20 protein-coding genes are annotated in these 19,391 nt (G+C 71.6%); 7 read left to right on the top strand and 13 right to left on the bottom strand.

Translation table 11 applies throughout. The features are described from left to right. Nucleotides 1–60 precede the first annotated feature (60 nt). Complete coding sequence (locus tag B1H19_RS32190) at nucleotides 61–804, top strand: hypothetical protein (RefSeq protein ID WP_083108382.1); 744 nt, start codon at nucleotides 61–63, stop codon at nucleotides 802–804. Between the two features lie 54 nt (nucleotides 805–858). Further along, nucleotides 859–1,959, top strand: coding sequence for a calcium:cation antiporter (locus B1H19_RS32185; protein WP_083108381.1), 1,101 nt, complete (start codon nucleotides 859–861; stop codon nucleotides 1,957–1,959). A gap of 281 nt (nucleotides 1,960–2,240) precedes the next feature. On the opposite strand, the gene B1H19_RS32175 is transcribed toward B1H19_RS32185, so the two are convergent. Further along, nucleotides 2,241–2,978, bottom strand: coding sequence for an SDR family NAD(P)-dependent oxidoreductase (locus tag B1H19_RS32175; RefSeq protein WP_083108377.1), 738 nt, complete (start codon nucleotides 2,976–2,978; stop codon nucleotides 2,241–2,243). A gap of 299 nt (nucleotides 2,979–3,277) precedes the next feature. Between B1H19_RS32175 and ligD the strand changes: the two genes are divergently transcribed. Beyond that, complete coding sequence (gene ligD, locus B1H19_RS32170; protein WP_083108375.1) at nucleotides 3,278–4,261, top strand: non-homologous end-joining DNA ligase; 984 nt, start codon at nucleotides 3,278–3,280, stop codon at nucleotides 4,259–4,261. A gap of 269 nt (nucleotides 4,262–4,530) precedes the next feature. Further along, a complete protein-coding gene (locus B1H19_RS32165) occupies nucleotides 4,531–5,586 on the top strand; it encodes a glutathione S-transferase family protein (RefSeq protein ID WP_083108372.1) in 1,056 nt (351 codons plus the stop codon). A 76-nt stretch (nucleotides 5,587–5,662) separates the two neighbouring features. Here B1H19_RS32165 and B1H19_RS32160 read toward each other — a convergent pair whose 3' ends face one another. Further along, the gene (locus tag B1H19_RS32160; RefSeq protein ID WP_083108369.1) at nucleotides 5,663–6,007 is read right to left on the bottom strand and encodes a hypothetical protein; all 345 of its coding nucleotides are present in this window, start codon (nucleotides 6,005–6,007) and stop codon (nucleotides 5,663–5,665) included. 223 nt (nucleotides 6,008–6,230) lie between these two features. Here B1H19_RS32160 and B1H19_RS32155 point away from each other — a divergent pair, with 223 nt between their 5' ends. Further along, entirely contained in the window at nucleotides 6,231–7,838 is a 1,608-nt protein-coding gene (locus tag B1H19_RS32155; protein WP_083108367.1) for a CocE/NonD family hydrolase, read from the top strand. Nucleotides 7,839–7,884: 46 nt separating this feature from the next. Then, the gene (locus tag B1H19_RS32150; protein ID WP_083108365.1) at nucleotides 7,885–8,361 is read left to right on the top strand and encodes a hypothetical protein; all 477 of its coding nucleotides are present in this window, start codon (nucleotides 7,885–7,887) and stop codon (nucleotides 8,359–8,361) included. 65 nt (nucleotides 8,362–8,426) lie between these two features. On the opposite strand, the gene B1H19_RS32145 is transcribed toward B1H19_RS32150, so the two are convergent. The 5 genes from B1H19_RS32145 to B1H19_RS32125 form a co-directional block, all read right to left on the bottom strand. Further along, entirely contained in the window at nucleotides 8,427–9,296 is an 870-nt protein-coding gene (locus B1H19_RS32145) for an amino acid ABC transporter permease (RefSeq protein ID WP_083108362.1), read from the bottom strand. Next, complete coding sequence (locus B1H19_RS32140; protein WP_083108359.1) at nucleotides 9,293–9,937, bottom strand: amino acid ABC transporter permease; 645 nt, start codon at nucleotides 9,935–9,937, stop codon at nucleotides 9,293–9,295. Before B1H19_RS32140 ends, B1H19_RS32145 begins: the two co-directional genes overlap by 4 nt. 16 nt (nucleotides 9,938–9,953) lie before the next feature. After that, nucleotides 9,954–10,895, bottom strand: coding sequence for a glutamate ABC transporter substrate-binding protein (locus B1H19_RS32135; RefSeq protein ID WP_083108357.1), 942 nt, complete (start codon nucleotides 10,893–10,895; stop codon nucleotides 9,954–9,956). Nucleotides 10,896–10,909: 14 nt separating this feature from the next. Continuing rightward, a complete protein-coding gene (locus B1H19_RS32130) occupies nucleotides 10,910–11,653 on the bottom strand; it encodes an amino acid ABC transporter ATP-binding protein (RefSeq protein ID WP_083108355.1) in 744 nt (247 codons plus the stop codon). 184 nt (nucleotides 11,654–11,837) lie between these two features. Further along, nucleotides 11,838–12,278, bottom strand: coding sequence for a DUF6278 family protein (locus B1H19_RS32125; protein WP_083108352.1), 441 nt, complete (start codon nucleotides 12,276–12,278; stop codon nucleotides 11,838–11,840). Between the two features lie 170 nt (nucleotides 12,279–12,448). On the opposite strand from B1H19_RS32125, the gene B1H19_RS32120 reads away from it, so the two are divergent. Next, nucleotides 12,449–14,275 (top strand): SGNH/GDSL hydrolase family protein, encoded by a 1,827-nt coding sequence (locus tag B1H19_RS32120; RefSeq protein ID WP_083108350.1) that lies wholly within the window; start codon nucleotides 12,449–12,451, stop codon nucleotides 14,273–14,275. Nucleotides 14,276–14,321: 46 nt separating this feature from the next. Here B1H19_RS32120 and B1H19_RS32115 read toward each other — a convergent pair whose 3' ends face one another. The 6 genes from B1H19_RS32115 to B1H19_RS32090 all read right to left on the bottom strand — a co-directional run bounded on the left by B1H19_RS32115 (nucleotide 14,322) and on the right by B1H19_RS32090 (nucleotide 19,254). Further along, the gene (locus B1H19_RS32115) at nucleotides 14,322–14,624 is read right to left on the bottom strand and encodes a hypothetical protein (RefSeq protein ID WP_083108347.1); all 303 of its coding nucleotides are present in this window, start codon (nucleotides 14,622–14,624) and stop codon (nucleotides 14,322–14,324) included. Between the two features lie 88 nt (nucleotides 14,625–14,712). Next, a complete protein-coding gene (locus tag B1H19_RS32110; protein ID WP_083108344.1) occupies nucleotides 14,713–15,492 on the bottom strand; it encodes an exodeoxyribonuclease III in 780 nt (259 codons plus the stop codon). A gap of 30 nt (nucleotides 15,493–15,522) precedes the next feature. Next, nucleotides 15,523–16,164 carry an MBL fold metallo-hydrolase gene (locus tag B1H19_RS32105; protein ID WP_083108342.1) on the bottom strand — a complete coding sequence of 214 codons (642 nt, stop codon included), beginning with the start codon at nucleotides 16,162–16,164 and terminating at the stop codon, nucleotides 15,523–15,525. Between the two features lie 47 nt (nucleotides 16,165–16,211). Further along, on the bottom strand, nucleotides 16,212–17,498 hold the full coding sequence (gene pcaDC, locus B1H19_RS32100; RefSeq protein WP_083108339.1) for a bifunctional 3-oxoadipate enol-lactonase/4-carboxymuconolactone decarboxylase PcaDC: 1,287 nt from the start codon (nucleotides 17,496–17,498) through the stop codon (nucleotides 16,212–16,214). Nucleotides 17,499–17,563: 65 nt separating this feature from the next. Continuing rightward, nucleotides 17,564–18,136, bottom strand: a complete 573-nt coding sequence (locus tag B1H19_RS32095) for a hypothetical protein (protein WP_083108337.1) — start codon at nucleotides 18,134–18,136, stop codon at nucleotides 17,564–17,566. Continuing rightward, complete coding sequence (locus B1H19_RS32090) at nucleotides 18,133–19,254, bottom strand: ROK family glucokinase (RefSeq protein ID WP_044367140.1); 1,122 nt, start codon at nucleotides 19,252–19,254, stop codon at nucleotides 18,133–18,135. The genes B1H19_RS32095 and B1H19_RS32090 overlap by 4 nt, the downstream gene beginning before the upstream one ends. Between the last annotated feature and the right edge of the window lie 137 nt (nucleotides 19,255–19,391).

Here is a 19,391-nt window from a genome sequence, read left to right as displayed (position 1 = left end):
CCTCCCGCTCCCCCGCCCGGCCTCGAACGCATACCCGGACAGCCGCTACGCTCGCCCGCCATGGATGACACCCTGATGCTCCTGACCGCGGCGGTCGTGGCCCTTGCCGTGGGCCTGGCGGCCGGCTGGGCCGTGCAAGCGGCGGTGGCCCGCCGGAAGCTGACCCGCGAGCAAGACTTCTTCGGGCTGCCGGACGGCTCGGAGTGCGTGCTGGTCACGCACCGGGACAACGCGACGGCCCACTGGAGCATCCCCCGGCATGACGCGCTGGCGCTGCTGGGGCTGGCCGGGGTGATCGAGAGCTGCGGTGCGCACCCGGAGGTGGCTCCGCATGACACCGGTCTCCAGGGGTTCGGCGCCCGCACCGAGTTCTGCGTCGGCGATCCGACGGCGCACCGGCGGCTGGGAGCCCATGTGGCCAATCTGCTGCCGGGCGTCTCGGTGCACCCGGGCGACGAATCGGGTGCGGGCCGGGGCACCTTCACCATCGGCGGTACGGCGTACCGGATGGAGCCGGGGGCCGTCGAGTACGTCCTGCTGGCGCGGCTGACGGCCGGTGAGGGCGAGCGGCCGGTGTTCCTGGCCGCGGGGCAGCGGCCGGTCACCCACCGGGCGGCGGTACGGCATCTCGTGCGCAACCGGGGCGCGCTGGCGCGCAAGTACCGTTCCGGCGGCCAGTTCTGCCTGCTGCTGAAGGTGGTGAACTCGCAGGCGTACGGGCCCGATGTCGTCGAGCTGGTCGCCGATGTCACCAAGGCGGCGCTGTCGCCCGCGAGCACGAAGGGGCACCGGGCGGCGGCCTGAGGGCGCGGCGCGCCCGGCGGGCGGCCGCGCGCGCGATCTGTAAGGCTCGTGGGCATGAGCGCCCGTCTGCGTGCCCTGCTGCTGCACTGGACCGGGGCGGTGCCGGTCCTGGCGGTGGTGCTGCTGGCGCTGAGCTGGGGGCGGTCGCTCCCGATACCTCTGGTCGTGCTGGTCTCGTGCTTTCTGGCGGGGGCGGTGCTGGCCGCGGTGCACCACGCCGAGGTGATCGCGCACCGGGTGGGCGAGCCGTTCGGGTCCCTGGTCCTGGCGGTCGCGGTGACGATCATCGAGGTGGCGCTGATCGTCACGCTGATGGCCGACGGCGGCGAGAAGAGCGCGGCGCTCGCCCGGGACACCGTCTTCGCCGCCGTGATGATCACCTGCAACGGCATCGTCGGACTGTCGTTGCTGGTCGGCGCCCTCAGGCACAAGGTGGCCGTCTTCAACGCCGAGGGCACCGGCGCCGAACTGGCGGCCGTCGCGACCCTGTCGGGCCTCAGCCTGGTGCTGCCGACCTTCACCACGACCACGCCGGGGCCGCGGTTCTCCACCACACAGCTGATCTTCGCGGCGCTCGCCGCCCTCGCCCTCTACGGGCTGTTCGTCACCACGCAGACGGTGCGGCACCGGGACTACTTCCTCCCCGTGGTCACGGCCGACGAGGTGATGGACACCGAGGAGCACGCCGAGCCGCCGTCCGGCAGGAGGACGCTGGCCGCGGTCGGACTGCTGGCGCTGGCGCTGATCGCGGTGGTCGGGCTGGCCAAGGGGGTGTCGCCCACCATCGAGTCCGGCGTGGCCGCGGCCGGTCTGCCGTCCTCCGTCGTCGGCATCGTGATCGCCCTGCTGGTGCTGCTGCCGGAGACCATCGCCGCCGTACGGGCCGCGAAGCGCGACCGCGTCCAGACCAGCCTCAACCTCGGCCTGGGCTCGGCGATGGCGAGCATCGGCCTGACCATCCCCGCGGTCGCGGCCGCCTCGGCCTGGCTGCCCGGCCCCCTGTATCTGGGCCTGGGGGCCACCCATATGGTGCTGCTCGCACTGACCGTCATGGTGGGCACGCTGACGGTGATCCCCGGCCGCGCGACGCCGCTCCAGGGCGGGATGCATCTCGCCCTGCTGGCGGCGTACATCGTGCTGGCGGTGAGTCCCTGACGCACCCCGGGTGACGACTGTCACCCGGGGCCGGAGGACCGCATCGCCCCTCGATGGTTTATCGTTCAATCGGGAGCACCGCGGAAACCAAATTCCGAATGCCTCCCCCACTTACCGCCCCGGCCGGAACCCCCCGTTCGGCCTGGGGCCCGCCCCGGCCGAAATCCCCCGTTCGGCCGGGGCCTCTCCTTTTCCGGGCCCCGAGGCTCCGGGCTCCGGGCCGCCCCCGGGACCCCGGGCTTTCCCGGGGCCCGCGCCCGCCGCCACGGTGCCGAGCCCGGTCACCTCAGATGCGAGGCCCCGTTGACGTCCAGCACCGCGCCGGAGGACCAGACCGCATCGGGCGAGGCGAGATAGTGCACGGCGGCCGCCACGTCCTGCGGGGTGGCCACCCGGCCGAACGGACTCTGCCGCCGGACCTCGTCGGTGATCCGCTCCGCGACCCGCTCGGTGCCCACGAAGCCGGGCGCCACCGAGGCGACGGCGATCCCGTACGGCGCCAGGTGCACCGCCAGCGACTGGCCCATGGCATGCAGCGCCGCCTTGGACGCCCCGTACGCCGGATGGTCCGGCTCGCCCCGGAAGGCCCCCCGCGAGCCGACGTTGACGATCCGGCCCGCCACCTCCCGCTCGATCATGTTCCGCGCCGCGCAGTAGCTGAGGTGCGCCGCGCCCAGCACATTGACGTCCACGATCTGCCGCCAGGCGTGCTGCCACTCCTCGAACGACGTGCGGTCCAGCGGGTGGGCCGTATTCGCCGCGGCATTGTTGACCAGCACATCGACGCCGCCGAGCCCGTCCACCGCCGCCTCGACGACCGCGGCCGCACCGTCCGGCGTCGCGACATCCCCCTGCACCAGGACATGCCCGCTCCCCGCCAGCCCCGCGAACGCCGCCTCGGCCGCCTCGCGCCGCGACCCGTAGTGCAGCGCCACCCGGTCCCCGCCCGCGGCGAACCGCTCCGCGACCGCCCGCCCGATCCCCCGCGAACCGCCCGTCACCAAGACCGCCCGGCTCATGCGCCCTCACCCCTGTCCGTGTCCGCCACTGAATGATCATGGCCATGGTAAGGATCACGGCCATGGCAAGGAGGGCGGAGGGGCCGGGGGCGTCACCCGTCTCCCCGTGTGGACATGCCGGGCCGGGGCAACCCGCGTTGAATGCTGAGTGTCGGATGCGCTCTGTTCATGCCGCCCCTTCTGGGGGCGGCATGGAGCCGCCTCCGGGGACACCGAACGCCGGCCCGGTGTCCACCGGCCTCCCAGGCCCCCCACGGCCCCGCCTGGCCACCGGCCCCGTATCCCCCGATCATCGACATATGGCCCCGCATATGGCCCAGCCCGCCGACTCCGGGTTCCTCCCGTACCCCGAGATCCGGCCGATGCTGGCCACCGTCGGCCCGCTGCCCGCCGAGTACGAGCAGGCGGCCTGGGCGTTCGAGGCCAAATGGGACGGGGCGCGCTGCATCGTCAGCACGCCGGGGGACGGGACGCTCCGGCTGGTCACCCGGGCCGGCAACGACGCGACCACGACCTATCCCGAACTGGCCGGACTCGGTGAGCAGCTGCGCGGACGGCCCGCGGTGCTGGACGGCGAGGTCGTGGTGCTGGACGCGCGGGGGCGGCCCGACTTCGGGCTGCTCCAGCGTCGGATGGGGGTGGTCAATCCGCGCCGCACGGCCCGGCTGGCCATGGAGATTCCGGTGCATCTCGTCCTGTTCGACGTGATGCATCTGGGGCAGTCGCTGCTCGGCGCACCGTATTACGAGCGCCGCGGGATCCTGGCCCAGTTGCAGCTGCGCGGCCCCAACTGGTCGGTACCCACCTATGTGGAGGGCCGGGGGCAGCAGGCGTGGGAGGCGTCGCTGCGGGGCGGTATCGAGGGGGTGGTGGCCAAGAAGCTGCACTCGCCGTACACGCCGGGCGTACGGTCACCCGAGTGGCGCAAGACCAAGCATCTGGTGACGCTCGATGTGCTCATCGGCGGCTGGACGGAGGGACACGGCGGGCTCGCCGGGCTCCCCGGCGCCATTCTGGCGGGAATCGAGGAGGCGAGCGGGCTGCGGTATGTCGGCTCCGTGGGCTCGGGCCTGTCCGACCGCGAACGACGGGATCTCGCGCACTATCTGGGGGTGATCCCCCTGGGCCACTCCCCTTTCCTCAACCCCGTGGACGTCACCGGCGCCCACTGGGTCGAACCCCGGCTCATCGCCGAGATCACCTTCACCGGCTGGACGTCGGCGGGACGGCTACGGCATCCGATCTGGCACCGGCTGCGCACCGATCTGACGCGGCTGGGCTGATGCCGTAGGCGGGTAGTGGCGCCGTAAGGCGGGCTTTGGTGCCGGCGAGGGCCGCGTACTCGTCTTCCCGGCCCGATACGGCGTCGAATGCTTCGAGGCCGACGGGCAGTTCTCCGCTCCACTGCACTGCACCTGCCGCGTCCGCGGCGCGACACCCGGCGGTCACGCACTGCAACCCATCGGTTCTCGTCGGTGTTCTTATTGTCGAGGACGGTGAGAGTGTCCACCGCGCCACCGACCCGACCACCGGCCACCGACCCGGAGCCGCCATGCCCCAGCCGCAGCCCACCCCAGCCCCGGACGACGCCAACGCCCTCTTGGGCAGAAAGCCGTTCAAGCGCTCCAAGAGTCACTTCGCCGACCGGATTACCGCCGATGGCCGGTACGGATGGCCCGTGGAGTCCGGGCGCTATCGGCTCGTCGTCAGTCGCGCCTGCCCTTGGGCGAGCCGGGCCGTTGTCTCGCGGCGGCTGCTCGGGCTGGAGGACGCCCTCTCCCTCGCCATCGCGGACCCGATCCAGGACCACCGCAGCTGGCGCTTCACCCTGGACCCGGGCGGCCGCGACCCCGTTCTGGGCATCCGGTATCTCAGCGAGGCGTACAACGCCCGCGAGAAGGACTACCCCGGCGGGGTCAGCGTGCCGGCCGTCGTGGACGTCGCCAGCGGGCAACTGGTCACCAATGACTACCAGCAGATCACCCTGGACCTGGCGACCGAATGGACCGCGCTGCACCGCCCCGGTGCGCCCGATCTCTACCCCGAGCCGTTGCGTGCGGAGATCGACGAGGTCATGGCGGGGGTCTACCGCGACGTCAACAACGGGGTGTACCGGGCCGGTTTCGCGGCCGGACAGGACGAGTACGACGCGGCCTGCCGCGATGTGTTCCGGCGCCTGGACCTGCTGTCCGAGCGACTGGCCGACCGTCGCTACCTGGTGGGCGACAGCATCACCGAGGCCGATATCCGGCTGTTCACGACGCTGGTCCGCTTCGACGCCGTCTACCACGGTCACTTCAAGTGCAATCGCAACAAGCTGGCCGAGGCCCCGGTCCTGTGGTCGTACGCCAGGGACCTCTACCAGACGCCCGGCTTCGGCGACACCGTCGACTTCCAGCACATCAAACAGCACTACTACCGGGTGCACTCCGGCATCAACCCGACCGGGATCGTCCCGCTCGGCCCGGACCTCGGCGGCTGGCTGACGCCGCATCACCGGGAGCAGCTGGGCGGGCGCCCGTTCGGCGACGGGACCCCGCCGGATCGGGTGCCGCCGGGCGAGGAAGTGCCTGCGTCGGGACGTCCGGGGCCTTGGGCCGGTGAGTGAGCGAGGAGGGAAGCCCGTACGCCGGAGGGGGCCGACGAGGACGTGAGCCGGAGGGAGCCGACGCGGACGGCTCGCCTCACGCGCCCCGTTCGCGCCCCTCGCCGCCCCCGGAGCCGTCGGCGCCCCCCTCCAGCCAGCGGCCGTGTGCCTCCCAGGCGGCCTGTTTGCTGATCCCCTGGGCGGCGCCGATCTGCGACCACGAGGCACCCAGGGCCCGTGCGGAGCCCACCGACGGCTGCCTCCCGTAGGCCGCCTTGCGCGCGATCACCTCACCGAGCGCCAGCATTTCCAACGCCTCGTCCCTGGACAGTGGTTGGGCGTCCGGTTTCCCGGCGAGCGCATCGCGTAGCCGGAGCGCGTCATAGCGGGCGGCGGCGGTCACGAGGGTGAAATGCCCTTCGAGGCTCTCGGGAGTCAGCATGGGGTCAGGATTTCGTCATGCAGGCTTGACGTCAAACGGGAGCGACAACTCACCCACCCCGGCAACCACGCGCCCACACCGCGACGTTACCCAGCCGTAACCTACCGATGGGTTACCAGAGGTAAGGGGCGGACCTTACTCTCCAGTCAACTCGGGCCCCGTACGCCCCATCTGTCCCCGGACAGCGTGCGCGCGGCTCGCATCGAGATCTGGAGCAGAGAAGATGACGCCCTTCCGTACGACGACGTCCCGTACGACCCTGCGCGCCGCGATCGGCACCGTCTCCGCGGCCATGGTCGCCGGCACCGTCCTCACCGTTGCGCCGGCCACCGCCCAGGCGGCACCGGCGAATCCGGCCGCCGTATCCGGCGCACCCTCGGTGAAGTTCGTCGACATCAAGGGCGAGGGCGGCATCACCCTCAAGGCGAATGTCTTCACCCCGGCGGGCGCCGAGGGGTCCCGGCGTTACCCGCTGATCGTGCTGCCCACCAGCTGGGCCATGCCGCAGATCGAATACATGGCGCAGGCCAAGAAGCTGGCGGACGCGGGCTATGTGGTCGTCGGCTACAACTCGCGCGGTTTCTGGCAGTCGGGCGGCGAGATCGAGACGGCCGGTCCGCAGGATGTCGCCGATGCCTCGAAAGTCATCGACTGGGCGCTGGCCCATACGCCCGCCGATCCGCACAAGGTCGGCATGGGCGGGGTCTCGTACGGGGCCGGAATCAGCCTGCTGGCGTCGGCATTCGACAAGCGGATCAAGGCGGTTGCCGCGCTCAGCGGCTGGGCCGATCTGATCGGTTCCATCTACAGCGGCCGTACCCAGCACCTCCAGGCCGCGGCGATGCTCGGCGGAGCGGGCGAGCTGACCGGGCGTCCCAGCCCCGAACTCCGCAGGATCCTCAAGGACTTCCTCACCTCCAATCTCGCCAGGGAAAAGGACATGATCGCGTGGGGGAAGAAGCGCTCCCCCGCCACCTATCTCGACAAGATCAACGCCAACGGTGCGGCGATCATGCTCGGGAACGCCTGGGGCGATTCGCTCTTCCCGCCCAATCAGTACGCCGCCTTCTACGAGAAGCTGAAGGGGCCGAAGCGGCTGGAGTTCCGGCCCGGCGACCATGCGACGGCCGAGGGGCTCGGGCTCTTCGGGCTGCCCAACGACACCTGGACGGACACCAAGCGGTGGTTCGACCACTACCTCAAGGGCACCGACAACGGCATCAACCGCGAGTCGCCCGTCCTGCTCAAGTCCCGTTCCACCGGCGCCTACGAGGGCTACAAGAGCTGGAAGGACGTCCCGTCCGCGCACCGCAGGATCGCGCTGGACGGCAGCCGGCAGATCCACACCAATCTCGACTCCGGCGCCGACGGCGGGCTGATCTTCCTCTCCAGCATGCTGGACCAGTTCTTCCGGCTGCCGCCGATGGCCTCCGTGCCGCTCCTGCCGCGCTCGCTGGCCGCGGTCTGGCAGTCCGAGCGCTATGAGACCGGCCAGCGGGTGCGCGGGACGACCCGTCTGCACACCACCATGACCAGCACCGCCGACAGCGGCACCGCCATCGCCTATCTCTACGACGTCGGCCCGCTGGGCCTGGGCAAACTGGTCACCCACGCACCGTTCACCTTCTACGGCAAGACCCCGGGCAAGCCGTTCGGGGTGGATCTGGACCTCTTCTCGACGGCATACGACGTCCCGGCCGGGCACCGGCTCGCGGTCGTCGTGGACAGCGTCGACCCTCTCTACATCGCGCACAATCCGTACGGCGCCCGGCTGACGTTCTCCTCACCGGCCGGCGATCCGTCGTATGTGTCGGTGCCGGTACGGGACTGAGGGCGCCCGGCCGCAGGGCGCGGGGGCGCTCCGGCATCATCGGGGTATGCGAAACCACGGGTCACAGCCACAGCGCCAGCCACACCTCCCGACCACCGAGGCCGCCGTCACCGCGATCCGCGGGATTGCGGAGGAGTACGGGCTGGAGCTGGCCGTGACCGACGACATCGGCGCGGACCAGACCTCGCGCCGTACCTCGGCGGGGCTCTTCACCGTCCTGGATGCGGACGGCTCGCTGCCGCACGAGGCGTACGTGGAGCTGGGCGGGTCGCCCGCCGTCACCGTGCAGCTCTTCCCGGAGGACGATGCGAAGATCACCGTCGAGGGGGTGGACTTCCCGGATGTCCCCCGGGACGCGGTCCCGGCCTTTCTGCGGTCCGTGTACGGCGGGCTCGTGCAGGTCAGGCGCCGGGTGTTCCCGCCACGCGTCTGGCTGGTGGTCTCGCTGCCCGGCGATGAGACGTACAAGGAGCTGGTCTTCCCGCACGCGCTCACGCCCTGGCTCGCCCGTCGCCTGCGCTGAGCGGCGGCCCGGCGGCTCCCGGGCCGCCGCCCCCGCCGGGCCCGCCGTCTGCGCCGCGGTGCCCCTCACCCGTGCGGCGCCTGCTGCATGCCGGGCAGCAGGGTCCCCGGCTCGGGCGGGGCGACCTCGGCCGTTTCGACCTTCGGGTTGCGGCGCTGGCGCTTGGCGACCCAGTTGGCCAGCCAGGACAGCAGCATGCACATCCCGATGTAGATCGGCGAGATGATCATGACGACGGGGATGAACGGCAGGTCGTAGTCGAGGTTGGAGGCGATGAGCTTGCCGGCGTGGAGGAACTCCTCGTAGGTGATCAGGAAGCCGAGCGAGGTGTCCTTCAGGGCGACGACCAGCTGGCTGATGACCGCGGGGAGCATCGCCCGGACCGCCTGGGGTACCAGAACATGCGTCATGACCTGCGTTTTCAGCATGCCGAGCGCATAGGCGGCCTCCCCCTGCCCGTGCTCAACGGAGTTGATGCCGCCGCGGAAGACCTCGGCGAGCACCGAACCGTTGTAGAGGGTCAGACCGGCGACGAGGGCGGGCAGCGGGGCGACCTTCAGCGCCACATAGATGAAGAAGATCATGACGAGGACGGGCATCGCCCGGAAGAACTCCACCACCAGCGTGCTCACCCAGCGGACCGGCCGGTGCACCGAGAGCCTGCCGACCGCCAGCACCCCGCCGAGCGCCAGCGACAGCACCGCGGCGAAGCCGAAGGCCCGCAGGGTGTTGCCCAGGCCCCTGAGCAGCAGTTCCTGAATGCCCTTGTAGGTGAAGGGCGCCCATTTGGCGGCGGTGAACTGCCCGGTGGCGAACAGGAGGGAGACGATCCAGGCGATCAGGGCGCAGATCGCCACCGCACCGATCAGGCCGTAGAGGCGGTGGCGGGCCCGGGTGCGGGGGCCGGGGATGTCGTAGAGGGCGGTGGTGGTCATCGGGCGACTCCGTAGCGCTTCTCCAGCAGGGTGAAGAGCGCGCTGATGGTCAGGGTGACGATCAGATAGCCGACGGCGATCCAGACGAAGGTCCACACGATGCTGTAGCCCAGCTCGTTGAGGGGTTTGTAGACGCCGAGGAGTTCGGTGACGCTGAAGGCGCCGGCGATCGCGGAATTCTTGGCGAGCGCGATGAGGGTGGAGCCGATGGTCGGGATGACCGAGCGGAATGCCTGGGGCAGGACGATTTCACCGAGGGTCTGGGGAAAGGTCATGCCCAGGCTGCGGGCCGCCTCGCCCTGCCCGACCGGCACGGTGTTGATGCCCGAGCGCAGCGCCTCGCAGATGAAGGCGGAGGTGTAGCAGCCCAGCGCGAGGACGGCGAACAGCTGGAAGGGCAGGACGACCCCGAAGCGCGGCAGGCCCAGGACGACGGCGAAGAACAGCAGGGTCAGCGGGGTGTTGCGCAGCACCGTCACCCAGGCCGTGCCGAAGCCCCGCAGCGACCCGACGGGCGCGACGCGGAAAGCGGCCATCAGAAAGCCGAGCGCGAGGGCGAGCAGCGAGGCGTAGACGGTGAGTTCGACGGTGCCCAGCAGGCCCTGTCCGTAGAGGGCGAGGTTGTCGAGGAGAACGTTCATGGGCTGGTCCTAGGTCCTAGCCCGCCGGGTAGCGGACGATCGGGGGCGGCTGGGGCGCGGGCACTCCGGACAGGCCGAGGGTCGCGTCATACGCCTTCTTCCAGCTGCCGTTCTTCTCGTCGGCGGCGAGCGCGGCATCGAGCGCGAAGCGCAGGGCGTTGTCGGCGCGCGGTACGCCGACTCCGTACGGCTCCTGGGAGAACGGCTTGCCGACGACCTTCAGCTCGTCGGGCACCTTGGCGGCGTAGCCGAGCAGAATCGCATCGTCCGTCGTCACCGCGTCCACCTGATACGTCAGCAGATTGTCGACGCAGGCCGAGTAGGTGTCGTAGGTGACCAGTTGGGTCCTGGGGTACTGGGCCTGGATGCGCTGGGCGGGGGTGGATCCTGCCGCCGAGCAGACGCGTTTGCCGGCCAGGTCCGCGGGCCCGCGGATGTCGTTCTCGTGGCGGCGGACCAGCAGCGACTGGCCGGCCAGGTAGTACGGCCCGGCGAAGCCCACCAGCTTCTTGCGTTTGCCGTTGATGGTGTAGGTGCCGACGTAGTAATCGATCTGGCCGTTTTGCAGGGCGGTCTCGCGGTTGGCGGAGGAGATCGTGGTGAAGTGCAGGGTGGCGGGGGGAAAGCCGAGGGCGGCGGACATCATCTTGGCGATCTCGATGTCGAAGCCGGTGTAGCGCCCGGAGGCCGGGTCCTTCTCGCCGAGGTAGGGCTGGTCCTCCTTGACGCCGACGATGAGATACCCGCGGCGTCTGGCGCGTTCCCAGGTGGGCGAGGCGGGCAGGGTGAGGTTCCGGGCGACGGGGTAGGTGGGCAGTTCGCTGCTCTTGGGGCCCTTGACCGGCGGGCTGCCTTCCCGGCCGCAGCCGGCGGCGGCCAGGGCGAGTGCGGTGAGAAGGAGTGCCACCAGGGCGCGACGCAGGTACGGGAGGGGAGGCGGGAGGGGAGAGTACGACATCGCGGCGCCCCCGTTCAGTGCTTGAGGATCTTGGAGAGGAAGTCCCTGGCGCGTTCGCTGCGCGGTGCGGTGAAGAAGTCCTCGGGGGTGCGGTCCTCGACGATGCGGCCGTCCGCCATGAACACCACACGGTTGGCGGCGGAGCGGGCGAAGCCCATCTCATGGGTGACCACGACCATCGTCATGCCCTCGCGGGCGAGCTGGCGCATCACCTCCAGCACCTCGTTGATCATCTCCGGGTCGAGGGCGGAGGTCGGCTCGTCGAAGAGCAGCGCCTTGGGCTCCATGGCGAGGGCGCGGGCGATGGCGACCCGCTGCTGCTGGCCGCCGGAGAGCTGGGCGGGGTATTTGTCGGCCTGGGAGGCGAGTCCGACGCGGTCGAGGAGTTCGCGGGCCCGCTGCGCCGCCTCCTCTTGCCGCTTCTTACGGACCTTCATCGGCGCCAGCATGATGTTGGCCAGGACGGTCTTGTGGGCGAAGAGGTTGAAGGACTGGAACACCATGCCGACGTCGGCCCGCAGCTGGGCCAGCGCCCGGCCCTCCGCGGGCAGCGGTCTGCCGTCCAGGTGGATGCTGCCCGACTCGATGGTCTCCAGGCGGTTGATGGCCCGGCACAGGGTGGACTTCCCGGACCCGGAGGGGCCGATGACCACCACCACCTCCCCGCGGCCGACGGTGAGGTCGATGTCCTGGAGGACGTGCAGCGCGCCGTAGTGCTTGTTGACCCCGCGCAGTTCGATCAGCGCCTCAGCGGCCATATGCAGACCTGCCCACTTTCATCCGTCCCGGGTGCGGCCGTACCGGGTGCGCCCGTACAGCGCAGCGCCCGCAAAATACCGGGAGGAAAGGGGCGATTCTCCCCGGACACGCACGGAGGGAAGGATGGGCGCGGCCAAACCACGGCGACGGAGGAACCCCGCGGCCCGCCGGCCGCCGGGCGGCTCAGTTCTCCGCGACCTCGGCGTAGACCTGGGACAGCTCGGGCGCGCCGACATCGGCCCACTCGTGCCCGCAGGTCACCACATCGATCTCCCGCCCGGACGACAGCCGCACCACCGGCTGCCCGTCCGGCCACACATGCCAGACGGCCCCGGACACCGTGCGCACCACGACCGTGCCCAGATACAGCCCCGCGTCATTGCCGAGCCAGGGCGCCACCTCCGGGTCGTCCCGCCACACCGGTCGCAGCTGGTCGAGTTGTTCCAACGAGCTGACGGTGTCGTCCAGTTCGACCCCTTCGACGGCGGCCTGCGCCCGCAGCAGCTCGCATTCGGACAGCAGCTCGACGACGCTGTCGGGGTCGGCGCTCACCGACTCCGCGAGCGGTACCGACGGGTCCGGATATGTGCGCTTACGCCACTTGTCCAGGAAAGACAGGTTCATGGTGCGAGGGTCCCACCCGCACCCGCACCCCGGCCACAGGCGCGCGGCGCAACAATGCCCGAACGCAGCCTTGACGCCCGCCGCACGCCTCCCTACCTTCATGGCGCCCCCCGCCCCGCGCCGCCAGGCGACGCCGTTCGTTGCCCGCGGCCCACCGCAGGGAGGCACGTATGCACAGACGCCCCAGGGGCACCACCCTGGCTCTGCTGTTCACCGCGACGGCGCTGTCCGCGACCGCGCTGCCCGCCACCGCCCTCGCCGCGGCGGCCCCGGCACCGTCCCGCCCGCTTCCCCTCGCGCGACTCTTCGACAACCGGGCGGTCAGCGACGACGCCCGGCCGGGCAGCGCCGACTTCGACGGTGCGGGCCGTTCGCTGTCCGCACAGGACCTGACGGCGGCCGGGTGGGCGCCCGGGACCCGGCTCACCCTCGACGGCGCGCGGCTCGCCTGGCCCCGTACCGCGCCCGGCGCCCCGGACAATGTGGTGGCCGACGGGCAGGCGGTGGCGCTGCACGGACGGGGCGGTGCGCTGACGTTCCTGGTCGCCGCGACGGGACCCGGGGGCGCGGGGGCCACCGGCACCGGGACGGTCCGCTACCGCGACGGCTCCCGGTCCCGCTACACCCTGGCCGCGCCCGACTGGCGCACCGGCCCGCTGAGCACCAAGGCGGTGGCGCTGCCGCATATCAACGCCCCGGACGGGCAGAGCGCGCGGACACCGGCGCGGCTGTACGCGGTGTCCGTGCCCCTGCGGGCCGGGCGCGAGGTGGCGTCGGTGGTGCTGCCGCGGGATCCGGGACCGGCGGCCGATCTCCATGTCTTCGCGGCCGCGTTACGGGACAACGGCCTTGGCAGAACGGGGAGTTGGGCGGCGAGCACGGCGGGCTACCGGGCCGTCGGGCCGTGGACGGACCGTACGCTGCGGCTGGTCGTCCACGCCGGTGCGGGCGGGCCGCGGGTGCGGATACGGCTGGCGAACACCTTCGCCGCGGCGCCGGTGGACATCGCGGCGGCGAGCGTGGCGGTGCAGGACGCGGGCGCCGCGGCCAGGGGCACGCCCGTACCGCTGACCTTCGACGGCGGCCACCGCGGCACCCGGATACCGGCGGGCGCGGAGGCGGTGGGCGAGGCGGCCGGCTTCCGCGTCCCGGCCGCCACGAATCTGCTGGTCAGCCTGCACCTTCCGGGGACGGTGACGGCGGCGCCGGTGCACCAGGAGGCGGCCCAGGTGTCGTATCTCAGCGCACCGGGCAGCGGCGACCGGACCGGTGACACCGGGGGCGCGGCCTACCCGGAGACCCTCACCTTCTGGCCGTTCCTGACCGGTGTGGACGTCGACGGGGGTCCGGGCTCGGTGGTGGCGCTGGGCGACTCGATCACCGACGGGGTGAAGTCGACGAGCGGCGCCAACCGCCGCTGGCCCGATGTCCTCGCCCGCCGCTTCCAGGCGCAGAGCACCCTGCCCCGCTACGGCGTCCTCGACCACGGCATCTCCTCGAACCGCATCGTCACCGACCGCTACCCGGGCGACGGGGTCGGCACCGACATGGGCGGGGTGAGCGCGCAGCACCGACTGGAGCGGGATGTCCTGGCGCAGACCGGGGCCCGTACGGTGATCGTCTTCGAGGGCATCAACGATGTGCGCGCGGGCACCGCGGCGGACGAGGTCATCGCGGGGCTGCGGGCGTTGGCCCGGCGGGCGCATGAGCGGGGGCTGCGGGTCGTGGCGGCCACCCTGACCCCCTGCGGCGGCTCCCCGGGCTGCACCGCCGCCGTCGAGGACCGACGCCGGTCCGTCAACGCCTTCCTGCGCGCGGACGGCGGCACCTTCGATGCGCTGCTGGACTTCGATGCCGTACTGCGCGATCCGCACCAGCCCCAGCGGATGCTGCCCGCCTACGACAGCGGCGATCATCTCCACCCGGGCGACGCGGGGTTGCGGGCGCTGGGCGACTCGGTGGATCTGCGGGCGCTGGTGCCGGGGCGGGGGCGGTGACAGGGCGGGGGTGGTGACGACGGGGCGCTGACGCCGGCCCGGCGGGTCAGCCGTCGGGATGGGCTTCCAGCCGGGTCAGGTCGATGTCGTCGAGCAGCGCCTCGTGGGTGCGGCCGGTGGCCTGGGCGTCCCGTTCGATCTCGACGGCCGCCCAGCCCGCCAGGCTCATCACCAGCAGCCGCAGACCGTCCGTCCCGTACTTCTCCAGGACCTCGTCGGCGCAGGCCAGCGCCTCCTCCGGGATGCGCTCCTCCGGGTAGAGGCCGACGACCCTGCGCAGCAGGCTGATGGAGATCTGGGAGATGTCCGGGGCGATGGCTCGCAGCCGGCGATCTTCGTCTTCGTCCACGGGGACACCGTACTCCGCCCGCCACGCACCGGGGGCGGGGAACAACACACGGTGAGCAACGCGCCAGGAACCGCGCGGGAGTTGCCGCTCAGACCTCCAGGTCGACCACCACCGGCGCATGGTCCGAGGCGCCCTTGCCCTTGCGCTCCTCGCGGTCGACATAGGCGTCCGAGACGGCCTTAGCGAACGGTTCGTTGCCGTAGACCAGGTCGATACGCATGCCCTTGTTCTTGGGGAAGGCGAGCTGGCGGTAGTCCCAGTAGGTGTAGGGGTGGTCGTACTTGAGGGGGCGGGGGACGACGTCGCTCAGGCCGGCCTCGCGCAGGGCGGCGAGGGCGGCGCGCTCGGCGGGGGTGACATGGGTGGCGCCGACGAAGACCTCGGGGTCCCAGACGTCGTCGTCGGTCGGGGCGACGTTGTAGTCACCGAGGACGGCGAACGGGCGGGAGCCCGCCGCGTCCTCGGCGATCGCGGTCTTCAGGGCCTCGAACCAGTGGAGTTTGTAAGCGTAGTGGGCGTGGTCGACCTCGCGGCCGTTGGGGACGTAGACCGACCAGACGCGCGCCGGGCCGCAGGTCGCCGCGATGGCGCGGGGCTCCTGGACGCCGTCGTAGTCGGGCCCGCCGGGCAGGCCGGTGACGACGTCCGCCAGGCCGACCTTGGACAGCAGCGCGACGCCGTTCCACCGGCCGTTGCAGTTGACGGCCGCCTCGTAGCCGAGCTCGCGCAGCTCGTCGTGGGGGAACTGTTCGGCGGAGCATTTGGTCTCCTGGATGCACAGCACGTCCGTGCCGGTGCTCTCCAGCCAGGCCATGAGCCGCGGGAGGCGGGCGGTGATCGAGTTGACGTTCCAGGTCGCGATGCGCATGTACGTAAACCTACAGCGAGGGTGTGACAGTCAGCCCAGTGTGGTGGCGGCGCCGGGGGCGAGGCGGCCGTGGTCGGTGCCGCCGAGCTTGTCGATCATGCCGTCGTAGATGGGGCGGGCGTGGTCCTGGAGCAGGCTGTCGTGGATGTCGACGGCCCGCCGGGGGGTGACCGCGCGCAGGTAGTCGATCACCTCGGCGACCTTGTTCCAGGGGGCGTGGACGGGCAGCAGCAGGGTGTCGACGGTGCGGTCCTCGGGGACGGTGAGCGCATCGCCGGGGTGGAAGACCGCACCGCCGTCGATCAGATAGCCGACGTTGGTGATCCGGGGGATGTCGGGGTGGATGACGGCGTGCAGCTGGCCGTGCACCTCGATGTCGAACCCGGCGGCGGTGAAGGCGTCGCCCTCCCCCACGGTGTGCACCCGTCCGGGGAACGCGGCCGAGATCTGGTCGGCGACGGCGGCCAGCGTCCAGATCTGGGCGCCCGGGTTGGCCTCCATGCCCGCCCGCAGCCGCCCTTCGTCGAAGTGGTCCATGTGCTCATGGGTCACCAGGATCGCGTCGGCGCCGACGGCCGCGTCCGGTTCGCTGAACACGCCCGGATCGATGACGAGCGTGCGCCCGTCCTTTTCGAGCCGGACGCAGGCATGGGTCTTCTTCGTGAGTTCCATGGGGCCATCTTGCCGCGCGGGGCCGGCCGTCGGCCCGGAAAGCCGGCTCACCTCTCCGGAGTGGTCTCTTCCTTTATGACGCGCTGGGCCACCGCGAAGGCGGAGTTCGCCGCCGGGACGCCGCAGTAGACGGCGGTGTGCATCAGCACCTCCTTGATCTCGGCAGGGGTCAGCCCGTTGCGGAGCGCGGCGCGGGTGTGCAGCGCCAGTTCGTCGTGATGGCTGCGGGCCACCAGAGCGGTGAGGGTGATGATGCTGCGGGCGCGGCGGTCCAGGCCGGGCCGGGACCAGGTCTCGCCCCAGGCGTAGCGGGTGATGAAGTCCTGGAACTCGCCGGTGAAGTCGTCGGCGGCGGCCTCGGCGCGGTCGACATGGGCGTCGCCCAGGACCTCGCGGCGGATCTTGATGCCCGCCTCGTACGTGCCGTCGTGTGCCGGTTCCTGCTTGGTGAGGCCGGACTCTATGGCGGCGGGCGGTGCGGTCGGGGGCGGCGGGGGCGCGATCTGCGCCTTGGGGGCGGCGGCGCCGAGGGCGGGCTGCTGGCCGGCGGGGCCGGGCTTGTCGTGCCAGGCGGTGGTGAAGTGCCGGATGAGGAGTTCGGTGACGGCCGAGGGCTGCTCGACGGGGGCCAGGTGGGAGGTGCCGGGCACCAGCGCGAGGCTGGCGTCGGGTATGCCGGCGACCAGGCTGCGGGCGTCGGTGGTCGGGGTGACCTGGTCCTCGGAGCCGACGACGACGAGAGTGGGCACGCCGACCCGGCCGAGGGAGGAGCGCACGTCGTACGAGGCCAGCGCCTCGCAGGCGGCGATGTAGCAGCCGGGGTCGGTGGTGCGCACCATCTGGACGGCCCATTCGACGATGGCCGGCTGGGCGCCCGCGAAGCCGGGGGTGAACCAGTGCTCGGGGGCGGTGCGGGCGATCGGGTCCAGGCCGTTGGTACGGATCACCACGCCGCGCTGGCGCCAGGCGTCGGCGGTGCCGTAGCGCGACGAGGAGGACACCAGGGCGAGGGAGGTGACCCGGTGCGGGCGGGTGAGCGCCAGCTGGAGGCCGATGGCGCCGCCGATGTTGCAGCCCGCGTAGCCGAACCGCTCGACGCCCAGGAGGTCGAGGGTGTTGACCAGGCGGTCGGCGAGTTCGGCGACCGAGGAGGCGGCGTGGGCGGGCGAGCCGCCGTGGCCGGGCAGGTCGAAACGGATGACCCGCCAGTGGCGGGTCAGTTCGGGGACCTGCCGGTCCCACATGTGCCACGTGGTGCCGAGCGAGGCACCCAGTACGAGTACGGGGGCGTCGTCGGGACCGTCGATCCGGTGCTGCAGGGTCTTCTCGCTCACCCGACCACGCTACCGAACTCTCTGACGCGGTCCTGACACCCGGGTCAGGAAGGGGCGGGACGGAATCAGAACGTGATGGTCGAAACGGTATAGACGACGGGGTGGCCGGGCTCGTCGTAGCTGACCATGATCCGCTGGGTGGGCTGGGGCGCCTTCTTCGGGTTGACGGTGCCCGCCCAGGGCCAGTCGACTCTGAAGTCCCAGCCCACCTTGGCCGCTTGCTCGGGCGAAATGGTCCTGACGCCCTTCTTCAGGGCGGCGGTGCTGGTGCCCACCGCCTTCAGATAGCGGTCCAGGCCCCAGTCGTTGGTGCGGAACTGCACAAACAGCGAGCTGGTCTTCCAGGAGTTGGTCTCGTAGTAGTAGACCGGCGTGGAGCCGATCGGCACCGGGACGTCGTAGGTGCGCTGCTGGACCTTGGTGGGGAAGGCGTTGGTCAGCCCGGTGGCCGCGGCCTCCGCCCGGGAGCTCGCGCTGCCGCGGCGGCTCTGCTGGGCGGAGATGACGATGTAGCCGGCCGGGATCGCGATCAGCAGGAAGATGATCAGCCCCATCAGGACCGGGCGGCGGGGCTTTCCGCCGGGGAGCGGGGCGGGGTGGGAGGCGTCGTTCATGGGATCCGGATCGGTGTCGGTCATCGGCGGCCGGACCGTTCATAGCGTTCGTAGCGCTCGACACGGCGGCGGTTGGCGCGCCTGAAGCGGCGGGCGATGAGGCGGGCGAGGTCGGCGGCACCGACCATACCGGCCTCGGGGCCCAGTTGGGCCTTGGCGATGGTGGCCTCGGGGCGGTAGCCGCGGCCGGTGAGGGTGCGCCGGAAGGCGTCCCGGGCCGGGCCGATCAGCAGGTCGTCGGCGGCGCTGACGCCTCCGCCGATGACGAAGCAGGACGGGTCGAGGGCGGCGGCGAGGTTGGCGATGCCGACGCCGAGCCACTGGCCGATGTCCTGGAGGAGCTCGACGCACATCGCGTCGCCCTCCCGGGCCAGTTCGGTGATCAGCGGTCCGGTGATGTCGCCGATCCGGCCGCCGACCCGCTCGATGATGTTGTACGCGACCGGGGAGTCGGCCGCCGCCAGCTCCCGGGCCTCGCGGACCAGGGCGTTGCCGGAGCTGTACTGCTCCCAGCAGCCGCGGTTGCCGCACGGGCAGCGATGGCCGCCGGGCACGACCTGCATATGGCCGAACTCGCCGGCCACGCCGTACTTGCCGCGTTTGACCTGGCCGTCCTCCAGGATGGCGCCGCCGATACCGGTGCCCAGGGTGATCATCACGAGGTGGTCCTCGCCGCGTCCGGCACCGAAGCGCCATTCCGCCCAGGCGGCGGTGTTGGCGTCGTTGTCGACCATGACGGGGACCGCGAGACGGCCGGCGAGGCGGTCGCGCAGCGGTTCGTTGCGCCAGTTCAGATGCGGGGCGAACAGCACCCGGCTGCGGTCGGCGTCGACCCAGCCGGCCGCGCCGATGCCCACCGCGTGGACGTCGTGCCGGTCGGACAGGTCGAGGACCAGCTCGGTGATGGTGTCCTCGACGACCTGGGGGCTCTTGGACTTGTCCGGCGTCTCGGTGCGGACCTTTTCGAGGATGGTGCCGTCGGCGTCGACCACACCCGCCATCACCTTGGTGCCGCCGATGTCGATGCCGACGGTGGGCACCCGGGGCGCGGTCAGATGCGAGCGCCGTTCACGGGCGCCGACCGTGCGCAGGACGGTGGCCGAGGCGGATCCCCGGTGCACCCGATCCCGGTACATGCTCATCGGCCCACCTCTTCGCCGTGACGTTCACCGTGACGGCTGCCGCTTCGGTCGCGGCGGCTGCGTGCTCGCAAGAGTCGTCTCGTCCCTGCGGGGTCTCGGGAGGCCGGGGCCTCGGCGGGCGCGGCGCGTACGGCCGG

Source organism: Streptomyces gilvosporeus (assembly GCF_002082195.1).
Taxonomy (GTDB): domain Bacteria; phylum Actinomycetota; class Actinomycetes; order Streptomycetales; family Streptomycetaceae; genus Streptomyces; species Streptomyces gilvosporeus.
The sequence above is the reverse complement of the archived record's forward strand: the minus strand, read 5'-3'. Positions and strand labels throughout refer to the sequence as shown.